Below are 23,694 nucleotides of genomic sequence, written 5' to 3'. Positions count from 1 at the left end.
TCGTTGGCCCGGTAGCTCAGTTGGTAGAGCAGCGGATTGAAAATCCGCGTGTCGGTGGTTCGATTCCGCCCCAGGCCACCAGGATTCAGCCCCAGGAAATCGCAAGATTCCTGGGGCTTTTCCGTTTGGCGGACAAGTCGTCATTTCGGCTTGCCACGCAGTTGAAGCCGCGCGCGTGGGACAGCTGGCGTCGGCGACATTCGGTGTCGCGTGATAAAATCGCGCCAGTTCAAAGACTTGCATGCAGGCGTCGCACGGTCGTGCACCGCGCGAATACGGTGCCGATGGAGTCGCACCGAAGCACCCAATCCTTCGCCCGACAATCGGCGGTATAAGCGCCCAGCCACGTTCCCGCGCAACGCGCGACCTATACTGCTTTGGGCCGGCACAGTGCCGGCACACGTCGCGCCGCTTGCATGGCGCACCTCGCGCAGCGCGACGTGGCAGTCTCATTCACGGAGTATCACGGTGATCCGCAAAGACGCTAAGCGTAGCGCGCTCGTGCTGTTTTCCGGCGGCCAGGATTCCGCCACGTGTCTCGCGTGGGCGCTCGACCGTTACGACACAGTCGAAACGATCGGCTTCGATTATGGTCAGCGTCATCGTGTCGAACTCGAATGCCGCGAAGGATTCCGTCAGGCCATCGTGCGTGCGTTTCCGGCGTGGGCCGACCGTCTCGGCGACGATCACACGATCGACCTGTCGCTGCTCGGTGAGATCAGCGACACCGCGATGACGCGCGAGATCGAAATCGAAGCCACGGCCAATGGGTTGCCGAACACGTTCGTGCCGGGCCGCAATCTGATGTTCATGACGATCGCCGCGGCCATCGCGTATCGGCGCGGTTTACAGGTGCTGGTCGGCGGGATGTGCGAGACGGACTTCTCGGGCTACCCCGATTGCCGCGACGACACGATGAAGGCGCTGCAGGTCGCGCTGAATCTCGGCATGGACAAGCGCTTCGCGCTGGAGACGCCGCTGATGTGGCTCGACAAGGCCGACACGTGGCGCCTCGCGCGCGAACTCGGCGGCGACGCATTGGTGGAACTGGTGCGCGTCGAGACGCATACCTGCTACGTCGGCGAACGGGCCGAGTTGCACTCATGGGGCTTCGGCTGCGGCGAATGCCCAGCATGCCGGTTGCGCAAACGTGGCTATGAGGCCTACCTCGCCGGCGAAAAAGTCACCGAGCCGGTCTGACGGCTCGCGCGAGAGCGCCCATCATTGATTCAGGAACACAGGACAGAAAGCAGCATGACGTACGCGGTCAAGGAAATTTTCTACACGTTGCAGGGCGAGGGCGCGAATGCCGGGCGGCCGGCCGTGTTCTGCCGTTTCGCGGGCTGCAATCTGTGGTCGGGCCGCGAAGAGGATCGCGCGGAAGCCGTCTGCCGGTTCTGCGACACCGATTTCGTCGGCACCGACGGCGAGAACGGCGGCAAGTACCGCACACCTGACGAACTGGTCGCGATGATCGCGTCGCAATGGCCGCAAGGCGAGGGCGAACGCTTCGTCGTGTGCACCGGCGGCGAGCCGATGCTGCAGATCGATCAGCCGCTCGTCGACGCGCTGCACGCGGCCGGCTTCGAGATCGCGATCGAGACCAACGGCTCGCTGCCGGTGCTCGACACGATCGACTGGATCTGCGTGAGCCCGAAGGCCGACGCGCCGCTCGTCGTGACGAAGGGCAACGAACTAAAGGTCGTGATTCCGCAGGACAACCAGCGCCTCGACGACTACGCCAAGCTCGACTTCGAGTATTTCCTCGTCCAACCGATGGACGGCCCGTCGCGCGACATCAACACTAAGCTCGCGATCGACTGGTGCAAACGTCATCCGCAGTGGCGCCTGTCGATGCAGACTCACAAGTATCTGAACATTCCCTGATTTGCCGTGCTGACGATTACCCGAAAACTCGAATTCGACGCGGGCCACCGCATTCCCGATCACCGCAGCCAGTGCCGCAATCTGCATGGCCATCGCTACGTGCTCGAAATCACGCTGCAAGGCGATCTGGTCGACACCGAAGGCGCGCCCGATCGCGGCATGGTGATGGACTTCGCCGACGTGAAGTCGCTCGCAAACGAGCACCTGGTCGACAAGTGGGACCATGCTTTTCTCGTCTACGAAGGCGACACGCAGGTGCGTGGCTTCCTCGACAGCATGGCGGGTCACAAGACGGTCGTGCTCGATCGCATTCCGACCGTCGAAAACCTCGCCGCGATTGCGTTCGATATTCTCGCGAACGTCTACGACGCGCACTACGGCGTGAACCTGCGCCTGCACAAAGTGCGTCTGTACGAGACGCCGAATTGCTGGGCCGACGTGGTCCGCGACTCGCTTCCCACCTGAACCCACGCCCCGCCGCGCGAGCGAACTCTCGCGTTATTGTCACGGTATGATCGTTCCGACCAACACACGGAGCGAGACATGCCGGTCACCGCATCGCGTCGCAGCAGGCAACGAGGCCGTCAGCGCCCCGGTGCCTGTCTGATTCGCTATCTGGCCCCGCTTCGCATTGCAAACCCGCGCGAGGCCAGCCGATGAGCACCTTCACCAACTCCCTCAAACAACGTCTGAAGGACAACGCGCCGCTGTTCGGGCTGTGGTTGTCGCTCGGCAGCGAGGCCGCCGCCGAAGCACTCGCGCACGCCGGCTTCGACTGGCTGCTGATCGACATGGAGCACGCGCCCAACGATAGCGGCGGCGTCGAGTCGCAATTGCGCGCGATCGCCGCCGCCCATCTGCCGAGCGAGCCGGTGGTGCGCGTGCCCGCGAGCGAGCCGTGGCTCGTCAAGCGCGTGCTCGACGCCGGCGCGCGCACGCTGATGTTCCCGAACATCGAATCCGCCGACGACGCGGCACGCGCCGTGCGGCTCACCCAATATCCGACCGCCGAGGCGCTCGACGGCCTGCGCGGCGTCGCGGGCGTCGTGCGCGCGGCCGGTTACGGCATGCGGCGTGATTACGTGCAGACGGCCAACGCACAGATCGCGACGATCGTGCAGATCGAATCGGCGCGCGGCTTGCGGGAGGTCGAGCAGATCGCGGCGACGCCGGGCGTCGATTGCCTGTTCGTCGGTCCGGCCGATCTGGCCGCGAGCCTTGGTCATCTTGGCGACGCGAAACACGAGGACGTGCAGGCGGCGACGGCGCGTATCGTCAGCGCGGCGGACAAAGCCGGCATTGCCGCCGGCATCTTCGCGATGGACGTGGCCAGCGCGCGGCAGCATCGCGACGCGGGGTTTCGCTTCGTGGCGCTGGCCGCCGACGTGATCTGGATGTTGCGCGCGACGCGCCAGGCATTACAGGAGGTGAGGTCATGAACGGCAGAGTGCAGGGCGGTGCCGGGCGGATGATCGCGCGGGTGATCGCGCGGGTGAGCGCGCAAGCGACCATCGCGGCGGCGTTGCTCGCTAGTGGCACGTGGAATGCCGCGTATGCACAGGATCACGTCGCCAAGGCGAACGATCCGCAGACGCAATCCGCGGTCGCCGACTACAACGCCGGCAACCTTGGCGCGGCGCTGACCGAATTCCGCCAGGCCGCCGAGCGCGGCAGCCGGCTTGCGCAGTTCAACTACGCGATGATGCTGCTCAACGGCGAAGGCACGCCGGTCAACGTCGACGAAGGCAAGAAGTGGCTCCGCAAGGCCGCCGACGCGAACATGTCGCACGCGCAATACGTGTACGGCAAGATGTACGACGATGGCGAGTTCGTCGAGCGCGATCCGGTGGAGGCGCATCGCTGGTTCATGAAGGCGGCCGCGCAGGGCCATGTTCAGGCGGAGCTCGCGCTCGCGAATCAGTTCCTCGACGGACGCGGTACCGAGCGTGACAACAAGCAGGCGTTCGTCTGGTACAAGAAAGCGGCGCAGGGCGGCGACATGACCGCGCAGTACGTGACCGGCTCGTTCTACGAGCGTGGTGGCGATGGAGTCGATCGGAATCTGAATGTGGCGCGCGCGTATTACGCGGCCGCGGCGGCGCAGGGCGATCCGGCCGCGCGCCTGAAGTATCAGCAGTTGAGCGCGCAACTGCGCGATCAGAAGGAAGTGAAGCCGCAGTAATGAAGCAGCAATAAAGCGAAAGGGCGCTCCCAACGAGCGCCCTTTTTTGCATTGTCGTTTGCCGCGTGCCGCTAGCGGCGGTTAGCTCTGCATCAACCGCTTCTGTCGCGCGACGCTCATGATCAGCCCGATCGCGACGCCTAATGTAGTCAGTGCGGTGCCGCCGTAACTCATGAACGGCAACGGCACGCCGACCACCGGCAGAATCCCGCTCACCATGCCGATATTGACGAACGCGTACGTGAAGAACGCCATCGTCAACGAGCCGGCCAATAATCGCCCGAACAATGTCGAGCCGTTGGCCGCGATGTAGAGCCCGCGCGCGATCAATAGCATGTACAGCGTGAGCAGCACGATTCCGCCTGCCAAACCGAACTCTTCCGAAAACACCGCGAAGATGAAGTCGGTGTGCTTCTCGGGGATGAACTCCAGATGCGCCTGCGTACCCTTCAGCCAACCCTTGCCGAGCGGGCCGCCCGAGCCGATCGCGATCACCGCTTGAATCGTGTGGAAGCCTTTGCCGAGCGGGTCCGAGGTCGGATCGAGCAGCGTGCAGATGCGGTGCTTCTGGTAGTCGTGCATCAGCGGCCACTGCACTTCGGGCTGACAGATCTTGTCCTGAAACGCCGCGATCGACCCAACCCCAATCACGGCCGCGATCAGCACCGGCACGATCAGCTTGAAGCTCAGCCCCGCGAAATAAATCACGAACAGGCCGGCCGCGAACACCAGCACGGCCGTGCCGAGGTCGGGCTGCTTCGCGATCAGGCCGACCGGCACGATGAGGATCACGAAGCCGACCAGGTAGTCGTACCAGCGCATCACGCCTTCGCGGCGCTGGTAGTACCAGGCGAGCATCAGCGGTGTTGCGATCTTCAGGATTTCCGATGGCTGGATCACCACGCCGACGTTGATCCAGCGCTTCGCGCCCTTGCGCGTAAGGCCGAACATCGCGACCGCGACCAGTAGCGCGATCCCGAACGCGTAGAGCGGGACCGCGAAGCGCATCAGCGTATTGGGCGGCACATTGGCGAGCCCCCACATCAGCACGAAGGTGAGCAGGATGTTGCGCAACTGGTCTTCGACGCGGCCCGGCATGTCGAGTGTCGCGCTGTACAGCGTGACGATGCCGACGCACAGCAGCAGAAACACGATCAGTGCGAGCGGACGGTCGAAGCCTACGAACATCCGTTTGATGCGCTCGAGCCAGGCGCGCTTGTCGAATTGCATGCCTTTCTCCTTATTCGCCGATGCCGCCGGCGGCCGGCTGGCGCGGCGACGCGCCCTGGAAGCTGTTCTCGCGCGATGGTGCCGCGACGCTCGGCGCCGGCTCGCTTGCCGGACGGGGTTGGTGCGGGGCGCCGGACGTACGCGACGCGGATTTCTTTGCCGCGGACGAAGCCGATGCTGGCTTCGCCGCCGAGGCCGCGCGCGCCGCGGTGGCCGAAGCCGCTGCCGGCGCGCTGGCCGGCACCGTTGCCGCCGCGCCAGCCGACGCCGCCACCGGCGCAGACGCGCCATTCGCGCCCGAAGCCGCAACAGCCGCCGACGCACCGGAGGCCACCGCGGCAGCCGCCGCCCCCGGCATCGGCAGTGCCGTAAAGCCCGCCGCAATCTTGAGCGAGTGAGCGTCCTCATGCGAGGCCGGCGTATCGCCGACCTGCGGCGCGGATGCTTCGAGCGTGGTCGATGCCGCTACCGCGACGGCCGCTTCTTCCGCGCCGGGCTTGTTCTTGCCGACCAGGTAATAGTCGAGCACCCTGCGCGCGATCGGACCGGCCGCCTCCGCGCCCCAGCCGCCGTTTTCGACGACAAGCGCGAGTGCGATCTTCGGTTGATCGGCCGGCGCGAAGGCGATGAACAGCGCGTGATCGCGCAAATTCTCCGCAACCGCGTGACCTTTGTAGTTCGCGCCTTGCAGCGAGTACACCTGCGCGGTACCGGTCTTGCCGGCCGCCTGATATGGCGCGCCCGCGAACACTTTGGCCGCCGTGCCGTTCGTGACCACGCCTTCCATCGCGCGCTTGATGAAGTCGATGTCCTGCTGCTTGACCGCGATCTTGTCGCTCGGATCGCGCACCACCGGCCGCATGTCCTTCGTGATCGGATTCTCGATGTCGCGCACGAGGTGCGGCTTCATCACGACGCCGTTGTTCGCGAGCGTCGCGGTGGCATGGGCGAGCTGCAGGATCGTGAACGAGTTGTAGCCCTGGCCGATGCCGAGGCTGACCGTTTCGCCTTCGTACCACTTCTGCTGCTCGGGGCGGCGGTACGCGTGGCGCTTCCAGTCGGTCGACGGCAGGATGCCCTTCGCTTCGCCGGCGATGTCGATGCCGGTGATCTGCCCGAAGCCCCACGGCTTCATGAAGTTCGCGATGTTGTTGACGCCGAGATCGTGCGCGAGCATGTAGAAGTACGTGTCGTTCGACACGACGATCGCGCGGTTCATGTCGATCCAGCCTTGGCCCGAGCGCACGTCGTTGCGGAACGTGTGGCCGCCGAACGTGTAGTAACCGGGGTCCTGGAAGCCCCAGCTCGGCGTGCGCTTGTGCAGCGTCAGCGCGGCGAGCGCCATGAACGGCTTGTAGGTCGAGCCTGGCGGATAGGTGCCGTGCAGCGGCCGGTTCAGGAGCGGATGGTCGGGCGAGTTGTTCAGCTCGTCCCAGGTCTGCTGGTCGATGCCGTCGACGAAGGAATTCGGATCGAAGCTCGGCGCCGACACGAACGCGAGCACGTCGCCGGTGGACGGCTCGATCGCGACGAGCGCGCCGCGGTGTCCGGCGAACGCCTGCTCGGCGACCTGCTGAAGGCCGATGTCGAGCGACAGCACGAGGTTGTTGCCCGGCGTCGCCTGGGTACGCGACAGCGTACGCACCGGGCGGCCGCCCGCCGTCACCTCGACTTCCTCGAAACCGGTCTGGCCGTGCAGCTCGGTCTCGTAGCTCTGCTCGACGCCGATCTTGCCGATGTAATCGGTGCCCTTGTAGTTGTTCGCGTCAAGACGCGGATCGTAGTGGTCCGGATCGCTGTCGTTCTGATCGCTGGCATCGTCGATGCGGTCCTGGTCGCGTTGCGAAATCCGTCCGATGTAGCCGATCACGTGCGCGGCGGTGGGCCCGAGCGGGTACTGGCGGAACAGCCGCGCGCGCACTTCGACGCCAGGAAAGCGGAAGCGCTGCGCGGTAAAGCGCGCGACTTCGTCGTCGGTCAGGCGCGTGCGGATCGGCAGACTTTCGAAGTTCTTCGAGTCTTCCTGCAGCTTCTTGAAGCGGCGACGGTCGCGCGCATCGATCGACACGACGGTGGCGAGGTTGTCGATCACGTTATCGAGCGTGTCGTTCAGCTTCGACGGCGTGACTTCGAGCGTATAGGCCGAGTAGTTCTTCGCGAGCACGACGCCGTTCCGGTCGGTGATGATGCCGCGGTTCGGCACGATCGGCGCGACGGAGATGCGGTTTTCATCGGCTTGCAGCGAGTACTTGCTGTAGTGCCAGACCTGCAGGAACAGGAAGCGAAAGCCGATCAGCCCGAAGCAGACAAACACGAACAGGCCCGCCGCCGCGACGCGCAGGCGGAATTTCGTGAGCTGCTGTTGAGTGTCCTTGAATTCGGTCATGCGATTCTGCAAAAGGCCGGCATGCGGCCATCAAGAGTGTGCGCCAAAATGGGCCGCAGCCGGTGGGCCAGATGCGGGATCAAATGGGGCGCGTATCGTCCGGGTCGGCGGGGCGGCGCTGCGGCATCAGCAGCAAGATGCTGGCGACCGGCCACAGCGCAGCTTCGACGAAACCGTCGATCAGATAACTCCAGCCCGGAAACGCCGCGCCGGTCAACAACCGGATCACGAACGGCACCAGTTGCGCGACGACGAGCAGCGGCATCACCGCGAACGTTTGCACGCCGAGCGACATCCACAGCACGCGGCGGTGAATCGTGATCGCGCCGTACGACAGCAGCGTGTAGGCGAGCGCGTGCTCGCCGAGCAGGCTCGCGTTGTGCACGTCCATCAGCAGACCGAGCAGAAACGCGATGCCCATGCCCACCTTGCGCGGCTGATGGACATTCCAGAACAGCAGCACGAGTGCGACGAAATCGGGCACGCCGGCGAGACGCCCCCACGGCATCAGGTTCAGCAGGAACGCGGAAGCGAGGCTGAACGCGATGAAGTACGGGTTGACGGGCTGCAGGATGTATTGCGGGCGATTCATGGCTGAGCCCCCGGCTCGGCTTGCGGCTTCACGTTCTTCGCGGCGGCCGGCTTTTCGGCTTTCCGGTCGGCTGCGGGCTTTTCGGACTTCTTGTCGGCCGCAGCTTTGCCCGGCGCCTTTTCCACGGATTTGGCTGCGGGCTTTTCGGTCGGCGCTTTGTCGGCGGCGTTCCTGTCGGCTGGCTTGGCGGCGGATTTGTCCGCCGCGCCCTTGCTGTCCCCTGCTTTGGCGCCCTTCTTCGCTTTCGCTTCCTTTGCGACGGTTGCCGCGTCGGGTTCGTCCGCCGGGCGCGGCGGCGCGTTGTTCTGGACGTGCAGCACGAGCACCTGACGCGCACCGCGCACCGCGGCGACCGGCAGACTGACCACGCGCGCAAACGCGGTGTCGGCCTGCTTGTCGACGCGCACGACCTTCGCGACCGGCAGCCCCGGCGGATACACGCCGTCGAGGCCGCTCGTGACGAGCTCGTCGCCGGTCTGGACGTCGGCGCTGATCGGCACGAAACGCAGATCGAGCGTGTCGCCCTTTGGCGTACCGTAGATCACGCTGCGCAAGCCGGTGCGCAGAATTTCGACCGGCACCGCCTGGTCCTTGTCCGTCAGCAGCGTGACTTCGGCCTGAAGCGGGAACACCCGTGTGACCTGGCCGATCACGCCATCTTCGTCGACGACCGGCGAGCCGTTCTGGATGCCTTGCTGCGCGCCGCGTCCGATCACGACCTTCTGCGTGAACGGATCGCGCGTGTCGTACTGGATTTCGGCGGGCAGCGATTGCGTGGTGAGGCTCTGCGACAGTTGCATCAGCGCGCGCAGATGGGCATTTTCGGCGGCGAGCGACGCGGCCAGATTGGCTTGCTGCGACAGCCGCAGATCCTTCGCGCGCAGCTTCGCGTTCTCGTCACGTAGCGTGGCGCTCGTCACGGCGAGGTCGGCGGCGCCCATGAAGATGTCGCGTGGCACGAGCGCTGCGCGCTGCAAAGGATAGAGACCCGCGCCGAGCACGCCGCGGACGATTTCGAGCGTCTGGAAGCGGGCATCGGAGATCAGCAGGGCGAGCGCCAGCACGACGAAGAACACCAGTCGGGCCAGAGCGGAGGGGCCTTGCTTGAACAGGGGCGGCGGACTGTATTCCATGGTCGGCGCCGGGGGCGTGAGCGGTTGGGTGAGACGGCGACGCGCAAGGCGCGCGCGGTCAGTGCGCGGAGGCTGGTCGGCCCAGCCAACGACAAAGCGGCCCGCAAGGGGCCGTGTGCCAGATCCGCGCTACTGACATGGGAGGAAGGCTCGCTTACTCGTACGAGAAGATGCTGCCAAGCTTGTCCATGCGTTCGAGCGCCATGCCCGAGCCGCGCACGACGCAGGTCAGCGGGTCTTCGGCGACGAGCACCGGCAGGCCGGTTTCTTCGGCGAGCAGGCGATCGAGGTCGCGCAGCAGGGCGCCACCGCCGGTCAGCATCATGCCGCGCTCAGCGATGTCCGCGCCGAGTTCCGGCGGCGTCTGTTCCAGTGCGATCTTCACTGACGACACGATCTGATTCAGCGGATCGGTCAGCGCTTCGAGGATTTCGTTGCTGGAGATCGTGAAGCTGCGCGGAATGCCTTCCGACAGATTGCGGCCCTTCACTTCCATTTCCTTGACTTCGGAGCCCGGGAACGCGGAGCCGATTTCCTTCTTGATAGCTTCGGCGGTCTGTTCGCCGATCAGCATGCCGTAGTTGCGGCGGATGTAGTTGACGATCGCTTCGTCGAACTTGTCGCCGCCGACGCGCACCGAGCCCTTGTACACGATGCCGCCGAGCGAGATCACGCCGACTTCTGTCGTGCCGCCGCCGATGTCGACGACCATCGAACCCGTTGCTTCCGACACCGGCAGGCCCGCGCCGATCGCGGCAGCCATCGGCTCTTCGATCAGATACACCTGCGAGGCGCCCGCGCCGTGCGCGGCTTCCTTGATTGCGCGACGCTCGACCTGGGTCGAACCGCACGGCACGCAGATGATGATGCGAGGCGACGGCGAGAACATGCGCGATTCGTGAGCAGTCTTGATGAACTGCTTGATCATCTGCTCGGTGACGGTGAAGTCGGCGATCACGCCGTCTTTCATCGGGCGGATCGCCTCGATGTTGCCCGGCACCTTGCCGAGCATCTGCTTGGCTTCCTTGCCGACTGCCTGAATGGTCTTCTTGCCGTTGGGGCCGCCTTCCTGGCGGATCGACACGACCGACGGTTCGTCGAGAACGATGCCCTTGCCGCGCATGTAGATAAGGGTGTTGGCGGTGCCGAGGTCAATCGCCAGATCGTTGGAGAAGTAGCTGCGCAAAAAACCGAACATTCAAAATCCTGTCTCGCTGGGGGCCGGGCCTCGCACCGTATGCGTAGGGCGGCAGCGGAAAAATAACAGCTTCAACCGGGCGGTAGCGACGCCACATGAACTTGAAGCCGCGGGGGAGTCTACCGGAGGCCGTTGCAAAGCCAGGGCGGAAAGCGCCGGACGTTCTTGGAATTGTCCGTAAGGCCTTGGTAAGTCGGTCCGGGTTTGGGTCGAACGCGTAATCATACCTTATAATTTTGGATGTTTTGAAGGAAACGGAGCGCACATTTTGTCGTTGCCGCTCCTTTTTCTGGATTGTCCTATCTTGTCGTAACCCGCTGTTAAAACGCGACTTTTTTAACTGCTGCGACATTCCACCCTTTCCGGTGACTGCATGGCTCTGACCCTGACCGATGTAAAACGCATCGCGCATCTCGCGCGGCTCGAACTGGCCGATGCCGACGCCGAGCACACGCGTGCCCAGCTCAATGATTTTTTCGGCCTGGTCGAGCAGATGCAGGCGGTCGATACCACCGGCATCGCGCCGCTTGCCCACCCGATCGAGCAGATCGAAGACGTCGCGCTGCGTCTGCGTGACGACGCCGTCACGGAGACGGTCGAGCGCGAGGCTTTCCAGCGCCCCGCGCCGGCCGTTCAGGACGGCCTGTACCTCGTGCCGAAGGTGATCGAATAAGACCCGCCGGGCAGCCCCCGGGTCTGGCGTCGGCGCGAGCCTCCGTGGTCCAGACGCGCGTCCTCCGCGAACCTTGCCGGGCCGGTCTGCCGACGGGCAACCGAACGCCTCCACGGCGGCGTGACCACGCTGCCGCGCTTTCCAGGATAAAACGCAATGCATGAAAAAAGTTTGAGCGAACTGCGCGCCGCGCTCGCGGCCAAGGAATGCTCCGCAGTTGAACTGGCGCAGCTGTACCTGAAGCGGATCGACGCGGCCAATAGCCTGAACGCGTTCATTCAGGTCGATCCGGAACTGACGCTCGCGCAGGCGAAAGCCGCCGACGCGCTGCTGCACACCGGCCACGCGGGCCCGCTGGTCGGCCTGCCGATCGCGCACAAGGACGTGTTCGTGACGAAAGGCTGGCGCTCCACGGCCGGCTCGAAGATGCTCGCGAACTACGAAAGCCCGTTCGACGCGACCGTGGTCGCGCGTCTGCAGAACGCCGGCATGGTGTGCGTGGGCAAGACCAACATGGACGAATTCGCGATGGGTTCGTCCAACGAGAATTCGTACTTCGGCGCCGTGCAGAATCCGTGGGACCGCAAGGCCGTGCCGGGCGGTTCGTCGGGCGGCTCGGCTGCCGCCGTGGCCGCGCGTCTCGCGCCCGCCGCGACCGGCACCGACACCGGCGGCTCGATCCGCCAGCCGGCGTCGTTCTCGGGCATCACCGGCATTAAGCCGACGTACGGCCGGGTGTCGCGCTACGGCATGATCGCGTTCGCGTCGTCGCTCGACCAGGGCGGCCCGATGGCGCAAAGCGCCGCGGACTGCGCGACGCTGCTCAACGCGATGGCCGGCTTCGACGAGCGCGACTCGACGAGCCTCTCGCACGAGCGCGAGGACTACACGCGCTATCTCGGCAAGTCGTGGCAGGACGACGGCACGGACAAGCCGCTCGCCGGTCTGCGCATCGGTCTGCCGAAGGAGTACTTCGGCGCCGGTCTCGCCGACGACGTGCGCGCGTCGATCGACGCCGCGTTGAAGCAGTACGAAGCGCTCGGCGCGACGCTCGTCGAGGTTTCGCTGCCCAAAACCGAACTGTCGATCCCGGTCTATTACGTGATCGCGCCGGCGGAAGCCTCGTCGAACCTTTCGCGTTTCGACGGCGTGCGCTTCGGCCATCGCGCGGCCGAGTACCGCGATCTGCTCGACATGTACAAGAAGTCGCGCGCCGAAGGCTTCGGCCCGGAGGTGAAGCGCCGCATTCTGGTCGGCACCTACGTGCTGTCGCACGGCTACTACGACGCGTACTACCTGCAGGCACAGAAGATCCGCCGCATCATCGCGCAGGACTTCCAGCAAGCGTTCAAGCAGTGCGACGTGATCATGGGGCCGGTCGCGCCGTCGGTGGCGTGGGACATCGGCGCGAAGGGCGACGATCCGGTGCAGATGTATCTGGCCGACATCTACACGCTGTCGGTGAGCCTCGCCGGCCTGCCGGGCATGAGCGTGCCGTGCGGTTTCGGCGCGGGCGCGAACGCGCAGCGTCCGGTCGGTCTGCAGATCATCGGCAACTATTTCAATGAAGCCCGGATGCTGCAGGTGGCCGACGCGTTCCAGCGCGCGACCGATTGGCACCGCCAGGAACCGGCAGGAGTGTGAGCACCATGACCAAACAATGGGAAGTCGTGATCGGTCTGGAGACCCACACGCAGTTGTCGACGCATTCGAAAATCTTCTCGGGCACCGCGACGCAATTCGGCGCCGCGCCGAACACGCAGGCCAGCCCCGTCGATCTGGCCTTGCCCGGCACGCTGCCGGTGATGAACCGCGGCGCCGTCGAACGCGCCATTCAGTTCGGCCTCGCGATCGGCGCAACGGTGGCGCCGCGCAGCATCTTCGCGCGCAAGAATTATTTCTACCCCGACCTGCCGAAGGGCTACCAGATCAGCCAGTATGAAATTCCCGTCGTGCAGGGCGGTCAGGTGACGATCCAGGTGCCGGCCAATGAAAAGGCGGGCAAGGAAGCGTACGAGAAAACCATCAACCTGACGCGCGCCCACCTCGAGGAAGACGCGGGCAAGTCGCTGCACGAAGACTTCGCGGGCATGACCGGCATCGACCTGAATCGCGCCGGCACGCCGCTGCTCGAAATCGTCACCGAGCCGGAAATGCGCAGCGCGGCCGAGGCCGTTGCCTACGCGAAGTCGCTGCACACGCTCGTCGTGTGGCTTGGCATCTGCGACGGCAACATGCAGGAAGGCTCGTTCCGCTGCGACGCAAACGTGTCGGTGCGTCCGGTCGGCCAGAAGGAATTCGGCACGCGCACCGAGACCAAGAACCTGAACTCGTTCCGCTTCCTCGAGGAAGCGATCCAGTACGAAGTGCGTCGCCAGATCGAACTGATCGAAGACGGCGGCACGGTGGTGCAGGAAACGCGTCTGTACGATCCGGACAAGCGCGAAACGCGTTCGATGCGCAGCAAGGAAGACGCGCACGACTACCGCTATTTCCCCGACCCCGACCTGATGCCGCTCGTGATCGACGCCGCGTGGGTCGAGCGCGTGAAGAGCGAGATGCCGGAACTGCCGGAAGCGATCCAGCGGCGCTTCGTGTCGCAGTACGGACTCACGCCGTACGACGCGAACGTGCTGACTTCGAGCAAGGCGACGGCCGCTTACTACGAAGCGGTGGTCGCCAAGGTCGGTGCGGCCAACGCGAAGGTCGCGGCGAACTGGGTGATGGGTGAAGTGTCGTCGCAGCTCAACCGCGAAGGCCTCGACATTGCCGCGTGCCCGGTATCGGCCGCGCAGCTCGCGCTGGTTCTGCAGCGTATTGCCGACGGCACGATTTCGAACAAGATCGCGAAGGAAATCTTCCTCGCGATCTGGGAAGAGAAGGCCACCGACGAAGCCGCCGCCGATCGCATCATCGAGGCGAAAGGCTTGATGCAGATTTCGGACATCGGCGCGCTCGAAACGATCATCGACGAAGTGCTCGCCGCGAACCAGAAGTCGGTCGACGAATATCGCGCCGGCAAGGAAAAGGCGTTCAACGCACTGATCGGCCAGGCGATGAAAGCAACCAAGGGTAAGGCCAACCCTGCTCAGGTCAATGAATTGCTCAAGAAGAAGTTGTCCTGAGTTGAAGTGCCGCGGCCGGGCGTAATCGCGCCCGTATCACCACGGGCCGTTGCCGGATCGAAGCAGGGCAACGGCCCGTTTTATTTTGCGGACTCGCTTCAGCCGGTTAAGCGTAGGTAAGCGTAGCCCTTGGAGTGTATGCATGACAAAGCAACCCGATCTCGACGATTTCCGCGTGCCGTACTTCGACGACGGCAAGAAAAAAAACCACTTCTCGCTCGACCACTTCGACCCGAAGGCGAAGCCGTTTTCGAGCGGCTCGAAAGACGCGGACCGCGCGCGTCTGTCGGAAGTAGGCCTGCTGCTCGACAACCTGCAGGAGCGGCTGCACGCGCAGCGCAAGCGCCGCGTTCTGCTAGTGCTGCAAGGCATGGACACGAGCGGCAAGGACGGCACGATCCGCGCGGTATTTCACGAAGTCGACCCGCTCGGCTTGCGCATCGTGCCGTTCAAGGCGCCGACGCCCGTCGAACTCGCGCACGATTTCCTGTGGCGCGTGCATTCGCAGGCACCCGCGGCCGGCGAGCTGACGATCTTCAACCGCAGTCACTACGAAGACCTGCTCGTGCCGACCGTGCTGGGCGCGCTCGACGCCGCGGCGTTCCAGCAGCGGTGCCGCCACATCCGTCAGTTCGAGGAGATGCTCGCCGACAGCGGCGCGACGATCCTCAAGTGCATGCTGCACATTTCAAGGGACGAGCAGCGTGTGCGTTTGCAGGAGCGCATCGACGATCCGCTGAAGCACTGGAAATTCGACGTGTCGGATCTCGATGCGCGCAAGCAGTGGGACGCATATCAGTCCGCGTATCGCGAGACACTGGCCGCGACGTCGACCGAATACGCGCCGTGGTACGTGATTCCGGCCGACTCGAAGACGCATCGCAACGTGATGGTAGCCGAACTGCTGCTGCGCACGCTCGACGCGCTGAAGCTCGAATATCCGCCGGCCAAAGAATCGCTGAAGGGAATCAAGGTCGAGTGAACGCGGCTTTGCCCCTTGGCTTCAGAAACGAATCGAACAAAAGAGGAAAGACATGTTGCGTGTGATTACCGCCAACCTCAACGGCATCCGCTCGGCGGCGAAGAAGGGCTTTTTCGACTGGTTCGGCGAACAGGGCGCCGACGTGCTTTGCGTGCAGGAAATCAAATGCTCGCAGGATGACATGACGCCGGAGTTCATGGCGCCGCATGATTTCACCGGCTATTTCCAGCATGCGGTAAAAAAGGGTTATAGCGGCGCGGGCGTCTATACGCGTCATGAGCCGGACGAAGTGGTCATCGGCTTCGGCAGCGAGGAGTTCGACCCGGAAGGGCGCTATGTCGAGCTGCGTTTCGGCAAGCTGTCGGTGGTCTCGGTGTATGTGCCGTCGGGGTCGAGCGGCGACGAGCGCCAGCAGGCCAAGTTCCGTTTCATGGACGAGTTCATGCCGCATCTCGCCGAGCTGGCGAAGGAGCGCGAGGTGATCGTGTGCGGCGACGTGAACATCGTGCACAAGGAAATCGACATCAAGAACTGGAAGAGCAACCAGAAGAATTCGGGCTGCCTGCCCGAAGAGCGCGCATGGCTCGACAAACTGTTCGACGACGTCGGTTATGTGGACGTGTTCCGCACGCTCGACCAGCGGCCCGAGCAGTACACGTGGTGGAGCAATCGCGGTCAGGCGTATGCGAAGAACGTCGGGTGGCGGATCGATTACCAGATCGCGACGCTGGGCATCGCAAGCAAGGCGAAGCGCACCGACGTGTTCCGCGATATCAAGTTCAGCGACCATGCGCCGCTGACCGTCGACTACGACCATCAGGTCGGAAAGTAAGCCCACCGGCCGCGGCGCGTGCAGCACCGTGGCCCGCCAGCAGTCGTAGAACCGAGGTATCAGTCGCGCGCCGGCTTGCGGGTCGGCCTGCCGATGCCTGAATAATCGGGCAACTCGTCGACGCTCTTGCCGATTGCCTTCGCGTACAGCGGCAGCATGTCCGGCAGCCGCTTGATGATGTCGTCGCGGCGCGCCGGTGTGTACGGGTGCACGTAGATGAAGCCCTGCTCGCGATTGCCGCGCGTCGCCTGCGCGAGCTTATCCCACAGCGTGACCGCCGCGCGCGGATCGAAGCCGGCGCGCGACGCGATATCGCTGCCAATCACGTCGGCTTCGGTTTCGTCGGTGCTCTCGTACTTCATTTCCAGCAGACGCGAACCGATGCCGAGCGGCGCCATGCCCAGATCGGCGAGGCCGAACAGTTGCGGGATCGTGCCCGACGAATCGAGCTGGCTCGCCTGCAACTGACCGAGCCGCATGCGCGCGTGCTCGCGCAACGCGTGCGCGATCTCATGGCCGATCAGCATGCCGACCTCGTTGTCGTTCAGGCGGACGCGATCGAGAATCCCGCTATAGACAACGATCTTGCCGCCCGGCAGGCAGTACATGCGGATGTCGTTCGAGCGCACCACCGCGACTTCCCACTTCCAGAGCTTGGCTCGCTCGTTCCACTTCAACGAGTACGGAATCATCCGGTCGATGATCGAGCGCACGCGCGTCACGCGCGCGTCCGTCTCGCCGTACAGGCGGTTCGCGTGGCTGGCGCCGTAGACGATCTGGCTGAACTCCTCGGCGGCCTGCGCCTCGAGCATCGACGACGGGATCAGGTTGCGGAACACTATGTAGCCGCCGTAGCGCAGTTGCGGGCTCACGTAGTAGGGCGGCGGGACGGCCGCGGGAGCCGATGCCGCGGCGGGCGCTTTGGCGGTGGCGGGCGGTTGCGCGGGCTGCAGCGCGGAGCCGGAGGTGGCGGCGCCCGGAGCGCTACCGCTAGCGCTGGGCGTGCTCGGGGCACCGGCGTTGGCACCGGTGCTGTTATTCGCGCCAGGATTGGCACCGCCGGCGCTGTTGTTGCCGCTGTTGCCGGCTGCAGCCGAAGTCGCGTTTTCCGCGGCGCTGGCGCCGCTGGTCGCGGACCTGGCCGCAGGCATCGGGGCCGGGTTGGGCGTCGCACCGCTGGTGGTCGCGGCGGCGGCGGGCGGCGCGGGCGCTTGTGCGCCGCTCACCGGGCTCGCGCCAGTCGGCGTGCCGGCCGCATATGCGCCCGCCGGCATCGCCAGCGCGACGCTTGCGCAACCGAGGACGCTTACGGCGCCGAGTGCGGTGCGGCGCGCGCGGGTCGGAATCGGTACCTTCACGACCGGTCCCTCCACGGCGCGATACGCACCAGCAGCAGCATGCCGGGCACCGCCAGCGCGGTGCAGAGGATGAAGTAGTCGAACCAGCCCATCCGCGCGACCACATAGCCGCTCGCCGCCGACGCGAGCGTGCGCGGCACCGACGCGAGGCTCGTGAACAGCGCGAACTGCGTCGCGGTGTAGCGCGGATCGGTGGTGCTCGCGATATACGCGGTGAACGCGGCCATCGTGAGACCGGTGGCGAAGGTCTCGAAGCCGTACACGAGCGCGAGCGCGACCGAGCGTGGATCGAGCTGCACGCTCCAGTCGATGCCGACGAACGACAGCAGCTTCGTCGTCCCCTGGCTCAGTGCGACGGCAATGTCGTAAATCGCGGCAAGTCCGGGTGAGTCCGGGCCGAGATGGGCGAGCCACGCGAAGCCGAGCGTCGACACCATCTGCAGCAAACCGAAGATCCACAAGCCGCGGCCGATGCCGATCTTCATCAGCCAGATCCCGCCGACGATGCCGCCTGCGAGACTCGCGCCGAACGCCGTGGTCTTGGCGATTACGCCGATCTGCGTGCGCGAAAAACCGATGTCGAGGAAGAATGACGTGGACAGCGTGGTCGCCATCGTATCGCCGAGCTTGTAGAGAAAGATGAAGCCGAGCACGAAGAGTGCGCTGCGCCAGCCGTCGCGCTGAATGAATTCTCTGAACGGCTCGACGATCGCCTCGCGCAGATTCTTGGGCGGCTCGCCGTGCACCTCGGGCTCGCGCACCACCAGCGTCATCAGAACGCCCGGCAGCATGAACGCGGCCGTCACGATGAAGACGGTGCTCCACGGCAGATGATCGGACAAAATCAGCGCGAGCGAACCGGGCACGAGCGCCGCGATCTTGTACGCGTTCACGTGCACCGCGTTGCCGAGGCCCTGCTGCGTGTCGCTGAGCAATTCACGCCGGTACGCGTCGATCACGATGTCGGAGCTCGCGCCGAAGAACGCGACCAGAGCGGTCAGCGCGGCAACGGTCCAGATCGATTCGCGTGGCGACACGAAACCGAGCGTCGCCATCGCGCCGGCCACGAGCACTTGCGTGACGAGCATCCAGCCGCGCCGTCTGCCGGGCCGCCAGCCGGGCACGCGCGGTACGTAGCGGTCCATCAGCGGTGCCCAGACGAATTTCCAGGTGTACGGAAACTGGATCAGCGCGAAGAGGCCGATTTCCTTCAGATTGACGCCTTCCGAGCGCAGCCACGCCTGCACGAGGTAGACGAGCGTAAACAGCGGCAATCCCGACGTGAAGCCGAGAAAGACGCAAATCAGCATGCGCGTATTCAAAAACGCGCGCCAGCCGGGATGTTCTTCGTGAGCGGTAAGTGCGGGCGCCTCGTGCGGCGGGTTCGACATGTGGATAAGTGACGTTAGCTTTTCTTGACGCGATAGACCCCAAGACTACCACGCCAGTTCACGCCCCAACGCACCACCTGTCCGTCATGCAGCACGACGCTATCGAGAATCTCGATGCCGACTTCCGGCGCGAGCGCTTCGAAGTCCTTGATCGTCAGCACACGCACGTTCGGCGTGTTGTGCCATTGATAAGGCAGCGACTTCGACACCGGCATACGCCCCTGCAACACCGACAGCCGATGCGCCCAATAGCCGAAATTCGGAAACGACACGATGCATTGCTTGCCGACGCGCACCGTCTCGCGCAGGATCGCCGCGGTCTGATGAATCGTCTGCAGCGTCTGCGACAGCACCGCGAAATCGAAGCTGCCGTCTTCGAACAGGCGCAGGCCGTCTTCGAGATTCTGCTGGATCACGTTGACGCCCTTCTGCGTCGCGGCGAGCACGCCGGCGTCGTTGATCTCGATGCCGTAGCCCTGCACGTCCAGTTCTTCATTCAGCAGCGACAGCAACGAGCCGTCCCCGCAGCCGAGATCGAGCACGGTCGCGCGCGGTTCGACCCAGCGGGCGATCGCGCGGAAGTCCGGGCGCGATGCCAGGTAATCAAGTGCTCGCTGGTTCATGCGTTGACCTCGTTTGCAATGCGTTCGTAGTAGGCGCGCAGCAGGTTGTGATAGCGCGCGTCGTCGAGCAGGAAGGCGTCGTGGCCATGCGGCGCGTCGATCTCCGCGTAGGTGACCGTGCGCTTGTGGTCGAGCAGCGCCTTCACCAGTTCGCGCGAGCGAGCAGGCGCGAAACGCCAGTCGGTCGAGAAGCTCGCGATCAGATACTTCGCGGTGGTGTGCGCTAGCGCGGCGGTCAGATCGCCGTCGAAGGCCTTGGCCGGATCGAAGTAGTCGAGCGCGCGCGTGATCAGCAGGTAGGTGTTCGCGTCGAAGTAGTCGGCGAACTTGTCGCCCTGATAGCGCAGATACGATTCCACTTCGAATTCGACGTCGAAGTTGAAGTTGTAGTCATCGAGCGCACCTTCCGCGCGACGCAGCGAGCGGCCGAATTTTTCGGCCATGTCGTCGTCCGACAAATACGTGATGTGGCCGATCATCCGCGCGACGCGCAGGCCGCGCTTCGGCTTCACGCCGTGCGCGTAGTAGTTGCCGCCGTGGAAGTCGGGGTCCGACAGGATCGCCGAGCGCGCGACCTCGTTGAACGCGATGTTCTGCGCGGACAGCTTCGGCGTCGACGCGATCACGATGCAATGCGCGACCCGCTCCGGATACATCATGCTCCACGCGAGCGCCTGCATGCCGCCGAGACTGCCGCCCATCACGGCGGCGAAGCGCTTGATGTCGAACGCGTCGGCGACGCGCACCTGAGCGTTGACCCAGTCTTCGACGGTGACGACCGGAAAGGTCGCGCCATACGGCTTGCCGGTCGCGGGGTCGATGCTCATCGGCCCGGTCGAGCCGAAGCACGAGCCGAGGTTGTTCACGCCGATCACGAAAAACCTGTCGGTATCGAGCGGCTTGCCCGGGCCGACCATGTTGTCCCACCAGCCGATGTCCTTCGGATTGTCGGCGTACACGCCCGCCACGTGATGCGATGCGTTCAGCGCGTGGCACACGAGCACCGCATTGCTGCGCGCGGCATTGAGCGTGCCGTAGGTCTCGACCATCAGGTCGTAGCCTGCGAGCGAGCTGCCGTTGCGCAATGGCAGCGGCTCGGTGAAATGCATTTTTTGGGGAGCGACGATGCCGATGGATTCCATTCATTCCGCCATTGAGTCAACAGGGCGGCTAAACGGCGTCGGCGAAGCACGAAGAGAAGGACGGTGTGCGCAGCTGACGACCTCTTTAGCCGCATTTATAGTGAACCGCGGGCCTAGGGCCAAGGGTTCGCGCGCCCGCAATCGAGTCAGCAAATCGGCGCGTGAATGGGTGTGAAACCGGGTGCAACGTGTTTCGGGATGCCTTGGCGCGGTCCGTTATGCATCGGAAGGCAGCGGCAACATCAGGCGCAAAGTATAGCGGAAAATTCCGCACGGCAGCGGCATGGGCGATGCCGCGCGAAGGGTGCGAGTCCTCGCGGACTACTGAAGAATCAGCAGCAGTTGCTCGTCCGCGTGTTCGGCGGGCGGCCGCGCGAAACCGCTGCGCACATAGCGATGCCAGCGGCCGATCACGTAGCTCACCACCAGGCTCGCGCGAATTGCGGGATCGTAGTCGGCAGGCAACGCGGTGGATTGCGGTGCGGTCTGCGGGCCGGCGTTGCCTGTGACGTCGTTATCCGCACGGGCAAGCGCTTCGGTCCGCGCGAGCCGCAAGCACTGCTTTAGTGATGCCTCGACCCGTTCGAGCATCTGGTTCACGCGCTCGGTGAGTCGCTCGTGCTCGCCGATCAGTGCCTCGCAGGTCAGCACGCGCGTCATGCCGGGATTTTTCGCGGGAAAGTTGAGCAGCATCAGCGCGATCGCGCGCGCCTGCAGCACGCCGTTGTTTTCGTGACCGGTGATCTGGTTGATGAGACCGAACAGCGTCTGCTCGATGAACTCGATCAGCCCTTCGAACATCTGCGCCTTGCTGGCGAAATGGCGATACAGCGCGGCTTCCGACACACCGAGCCGGGCGGCGAGCGCGGCCGTGGTGACCTTTTCGCTCTTCGGCGCCTCGAGCATGCTGGCAAGCGTCTGCAGGATGTGCACGCGACGCTCGCCCGGCTTCGGACGCGGCGCGCGTGTGGCGGCCGGCGCCGCGGAAGAGGCTGCGGCTGAGGTTTCGTCAGGCTTGTCGATCGGCTGCATGGCCGTCGTCCTCCGGCTGATGTCGTTGGCGGCTTTCGTCCCTACTGTCCCGGCTAGCGTCCCTTCCATCGAACCGAGCGCGTGCCCAGTCGTAGCGATTTTAGCGAACGAATGCTGCGGTCGACATAATGCGGCCGGCCGGTGCCCGGCAGGCGCGTCGGTACACCGTCCGCGTGCGGCTTGCGCGGCAGGTGCCCGGTAATCCACACGGTGCGGATGCCGAGCCGTCGATAGTTTTTCAGGTGCGAACGCGTGTCCTCGACGAGGATCGCGTCTTTCAGCGACACGTGCGCGTCGCGCATCGCACGGCGCAGCATCGCGTGATCGGGCTTCGCGCGCCATTGGCGGCGATCGCGCATGTGCTCGATCGCGATCACGCGCTCGAATAGCCGCTCGATGCGCAACTCGGCGAGCACCGCGCGCGCGTACGTTTCGGGCGCGTTGGTCAGCACGATCTTGCGGCCCGGCAGCGCCGCGATCAGACGCGCAACGCCGCGCTCGTGGCGGATCATCGAGCAGAGGTCGGGGAACGTGTGCACGACCTTCAGGAAGTCGTGCGCGTCGAGCGGATGGTGGCGCGTGAGACCAAGCAGTGCTGCGCCGTAGCGCAGCGTGTAGCCGGTGCGCAGACGGTTGGCTTCGTCGATGTCGACTTGCAGCGCGTCGATGATGTACTGGGTCATGCCGCGATTGATCGCGGGGAAAATGGCATGTGACGCGCGGTGCAGCGTATTGTCTAGATCGAACAGCCAGACGGGCTTGCCGCCCGCGAGGTCAGGACGGCGGCGACGCGAAGTGGGGGTGCGCATGGTGGATTTCTTCAGTCCCTGACGGACGTTTCATGCTGCGGATGCGCAGAGATTGCCGCATCAACGCTCGTGGGCGCGCATGGACTGCCGGCCGCGAGGCGGGGCACAGGCGTCGCGCCGCTCGGACGCAACCCCTGCGCCGGGGATGCCGCAACGATCAATGCGAGCGGATCATCGTGCCGAACGGCTGTTCGGTCAGAATTTCGAGCAGCACCGAGTGCTCGATGCGGCCGTCGATGATGTGCACCGAGCGCACGCCGCTCTTCGCCGCATCGAGCGCGGAGGAGATCTTCGGCAGCATGCCGCCGGAGATGGTGCCGTCTTCGAACAGACCGTCGATTTCGCGCGCCGACAGGTCGGTCAGCAGATTGCCTTCCTTGTCCATCACGCCGGGGATGTTGGTCATCATCACGAGCTTTTCGGCGTTCAGCACGACCGCCAGCTTGCCTGCGACGAGATCCGCGTTAATGTTGTACGACAGGCCGTCTTCGCCGAAGCCGATCGGCGAGATCACCGGAATGAACGCGTCGTCCTGCAACGCCTTCACGACCGCTGGGTTGATCGACTCGACTTCGCCGACCTGGCCGATGTCGACGTACTGGCCCGGAGTTTCGCGATCCGGCATCAGCATCTTGCGCGCGTGGATCAGGCCGCCATCCTTGCCGGTCAGGCCGACCGCGTGGCCGCCGAAATGGTTGATCAGCATCACGATGTCCTGCTGCACCTCGCCCCCGAGCACCCATTCGACGACTTCCATCGTCTCTTCGTCGGTGACGCGCATGCCCTGGATGAACGTGCCCTGTTTGCCGATTTTCTTAAGCGCCTGGTCGATTTGCGGACCGCCGCCATGCACGATGACCGGGTTGATGCCGACCAGCTTCAGCAGAATCACGTCGCGCGCGAAGCCCTGCTTCAGACGTTCTTCGGTCATGGCGTTGCCGCCGTATTTGATGACCACGGTCTTACCGTGATACTGACGGATGTAAGGCAGCGCCTCGGCCAGAATTTCGGCTTTCAGGGTGGGCGCAATCTGCGAGAGGTCGGGAAGCTCGGACATGGCGGCAGGCTCAGGCACGGAACAGTTAAAACAGCGCGAATTGTACAGGACTGGCGCGCTGC

Annotated in this window: 22 protein-coding genes and 1 tRNA gene; 11 read left to right on the top strand and 12 right to left on the bottom strand. The window is 64.6% G+C overall.

Features of this window, described 5'->3' with window-relative positions:
* The first annotated feature begins 5 nt into the window (after positions 1–5).
* The 6 genes from OKW45_RS31995 (at position 6) to OKW45_RS31970 (ending at position 4,069) form a co-directional block, all read left to right on the top strand.
* Positions 6–81: transfer RNA gene (locus OKW45_RS31995), tRNA-Phe, on the top strand.
* Positions 82–468: 387 nt separating this feature from the next.
* Positions 469–1,200, top strand: coding sequence for a 7-cyano-7-deazaguanine synthase QueC (gene queC, locus OKW45_RS31990; protein ID WP_018419078.1), 732 nt, complete (start codon positions 469–471; stop codon positions 1,198–1,200).
* Positions 1,201–1,254: 54 nt separating this feature from the next.
* On the top strand, positions 1,255–1,887 hold the full coding sequence (gene queE / locus OKW45_RS31985; RefSeq protein ID WP_429472944.1) for a 7-carboxy-7-deazaguanine synthase: 633 nt from the start codon (positions 1,255–1,257) through the stop codon (positions 1,885–1,887).
* A 9-nt stretch (positions 1,888–1,896) separates the two neighbouring features.
* Positions 1,897–2,352 (top strand): 6-carboxytetrahydropterin synthase QueD, encoded by a 456-nt coding sequence (gene queD, locus OKW45_RS31980; protein ID WP_026225556.1) that lies wholly within the window; start codon positions 1,897–1,899, stop codon positions 2,350–2,352.
* A gap of 191 nt (positions 2,353–2,543) precedes the next feature.
* Positions 2,544–3,326, top strand: coding sequence for an HpcH/HpaI aldolase family protein (locus OKW45_RS31975; RefSeq protein ID WP_429472943.1), 783 nt, complete (start codon positions 2,544–2,546; stop codon positions 3,324–3,326).
* Complete coding sequence (locus OKW45_RS31970; RefSeq protein ID WP_429472942.1) at positions 3,323–4,069, top strand: tetratricopeptide repeat protein; 747 nt, start codon at positions 3,323–3,325, stop codon at positions 4,067–4,069. Before OKW45_RS31975 ends, OKW45_RS31970 begins: the two co-directional genes overlap by 4 nt.
* Positions 4,070–4,150: 81 nt before the next feature.
* Here OKW45_RS31970 and rodA read toward each other — a convergent pair whose 3' ends face one another.
* The 5 genes from rodA to OKW45_RS31945 form a co-directional block, all read right to left on the bottom strand.
* On the bottom strand, positions 4,151–5,299 hold the full coding sequence (gene rodA / locus OKW45_RS31965; RefSeq protein ID WP_018419083.1) for a rod shape-determining protein RodA: 1,149 nt from the start codon (positions 5,297–5,299) through the stop codon (positions 4,151–4,153).
* Between the two features lie 10 nt (positions 5,300–5,309).
* Entirely contained in the window at positions 5,310–7,685 is a 2,376-nt protein-coding gene (mrdA, locus tag OKW45_RS31960) for a penicillin-binding protein 2 (RefSeq protein WP_429472941.1), read from the bottom strand.
* A gap of 79 nt (positions 7,686–7,764) precedes the next feature.
* A complete protein-coding gene (gene mreD, locus OKW45_RS31955) occupies positions 7,765–8,277 on the bottom strand; it encodes a rod shape-determining protein MreD (RefSeq protein WP_018419085.1) in 513 nt (170 codons plus the stop codon).
* Complete coding sequence (mreC, locus tag OKW45_RS31950) at positions 8,274–9,410, bottom strand: rod shape-determining protein MreC (RefSeq protein ID WP_429472940.1); 1,137 nt, start codon at positions 9,408–9,410, stop codon at positions 8,274–8,276. Before mreC ends, mreD begins: the two co-directional genes overlap by 4 nt.
* Before the next feature lie 154 nt (positions 9,411–9,564).
* Positions 9,565–10,608 (bottom strand): rod shape-determining protein, encoded by a 1,044-nt coding sequence (locus OKW45_RS31945; protein WP_004189550.1) that lies wholly within the window; start codon positions 10,606–10,608, stop codon positions 9,565–9,567.
* 373 nt (positions 10,609–10,981) lie between these two features.
* Here OKW45_RS31945 and gatC point away from each other — a divergent pair, with 373 nt between their 5' ends.
* The 5 genes from gatC to OKW45_RS31920 all read left to right on the top strand — a co-directional run bounded on the left by gatC (position 10,982) and on the right by OKW45_RS31920 (position 16,220).
* Positions 10,982–11,281, top strand: a complete 300-nt coding sequence (gene gatC, locus OKW45_RS31940; RefSeq protein WP_018419087.1) for an Asp-tRNA(Asn)/Glu-tRNA(Gln) amidotransferase subunit GatC — start codon at positions 10,982–10,984, stop codon at positions 11,279–11,281.
* Between the two features lie 156 nt (positions 11,282–11,437).
* The gene (gene gatA, locus OKW45_RS31935; protein ID WP_429472939.1) at positions 11,438–12,925 is read left to right on the top strand and encodes an Asp-tRNA(Asn)/Glu-tRNA(Gln) amidotransferase subunit GatA; all 1,488 of its coding nucleotides are present in this window, start codon (positions 11,438–11,440) and stop codon (positions 12,923–12,925) included.
* Positions 12,926–12,930: 5 nt separating this feature from the next.
* Positions 12,931–14,406, top strand: a complete 1,476-nt coding sequence (gatB, locus tag OKW45_RS31930) for an Asp-tRNA(Asn)/Glu-tRNA(Gln) amidotransferase subunit GatB (protein ID WP_429472938.1) — start codon at positions 12,931–12,933, stop codon at positions 14,404–14,406.
* 142 nt (positions 14,407–14,548) lie between these two features.
* Positions 14,549–15,388, top strand: a complete 840-nt coding sequence (locus tag OKW45_RS31925) for a PPK2 family polyphosphate kinase (protein WP_018419090.1) — start codon at positions 14,549–14,551, stop codon at positions 15,386–15,388.
* 52 nt (positions 15,389–15,440) lie between these two features.
* Positions 15,441–16,220 carry an exodeoxyribonuclease III gene (locus tag OKW45_RS31920; RefSeq protein ID WP_018419091.1) on the top strand — a complete coding sequence of 260 codons (780 nt, stop codon included), beginning with the start codon at positions 15,441–15,443 and terminating at the stop codon, positions 16,218–16,220.
* Between the two features lie 59 nt (positions 16,221–16,279).
* Here the strand turns inward: OKW45_RS31920 and OKW45_RS31915 are convergent, their stop codons facing one another.
* The 7 genes from OKW45_RS31915 to argB form a co-directional block, all read right to left on the bottom strand.
* Positions 16,280–17,593, bottom strand: coding sequence for a M48 family metallopeptidase (locus OKW45_RS31915; protein ID WP_018419092.1), 1,314 nt, complete (start codon positions 17,591–17,593; stop codon positions 16,280–16,282).
* Positions 17,575–18,969, bottom strand: coding sequence for an AmpG family muropeptide MFS transporter (locus tag OKW45_RS31910; protein ID WP_018419093.1), 1,395 nt, complete (start codon positions 18,967–18,969; stop codon positions 17,575–17,577). The genes OKW45_RS31915 and OKW45_RS31910 overlap by 19 nt, the downstream gene beginning before the upstream one ends.
* A gap of 14 nt (positions 18,970–18,983) precedes the next feature.
* The gene (gene metW, locus OKW45_RS31905; protein WP_429472937.1) at positions 18,984–19,592 is read right to left on the bottom strand and encodes a methionine biosynthesis protein MetW; all 609 of its coding nucleotides are present in this window, start codon (positions 19,590–19,592) and stop codon (positions 18,984–18,986) included.
* Positions 19,589–20,734 carry a homoserine O-succinyltransferase MetX gene (gene metX, locus OKW45_RS31900; protein ID WP_429472936.1) on the bottom strand — a complete coding sequence of 382 codons (1,146 nt, stop codon included), beginning with the start codon at positions 20,732–20,734 and terminating at the stop codon, positions 19,589–19,591. Before metX ends, metW begins: the two co-directional genes overlap by 4 nt.
* Before the next feature lie 321 nt (positions 20,735–21,055).
* Positions 21,056–21,766 carry a nucleoid occlusion factor SlmA gene (slmA, locus tag OKW45_RS31895; RefSeq protein ID WP_018419096.1) on the bottom strand — a complete coding sequence of 237 codons (711 nt, stop codon included), beginning with the start codon at positions 21,764–21,766 and terminating at the stop codon, positions 21,056–21,058.
* 53 nt (positions 21,767–21,819) lie between these two features.
* A complete protein-coding gene (locus OKW45_RS31890; RefSeq protein WP_429472935.1) occupies positions 21,820–22,575 on the bottom strand; it encodes a pyrimidine 5'-nucleotidase in 756 nt (251 codons plus the stop codon).
* Positions 22,576–22,732: 157 nt separating this feature from the next.
* Complete coding sequence (gene argB, locus OKW45_RS31885; RefSeq protein WP_018419098.1) at positions 22,733–23,632, bottom strand: acetylglutamate kinase; 900 nt, start codon at positions 23,630–23,632, stop codon at positions 22,733–22,735.
* Between the last annotated feature and the right edge of the window lie 62 nt (positions 23,633–23,694).

Source organism: Paraburkholderia lebeckiae (genome assembly GCF_050436225.1).
Classification (GTDB): Bacteria; Pseudomonadota; Gammaproteobacteria; order Burkholderiales; family Burkholderiaceae; genus Paraburkholderia; species Paraburkholderia tuberum.
This window is presented reverse-complemented; position numbering and strand designations above follow the sequence as displayed.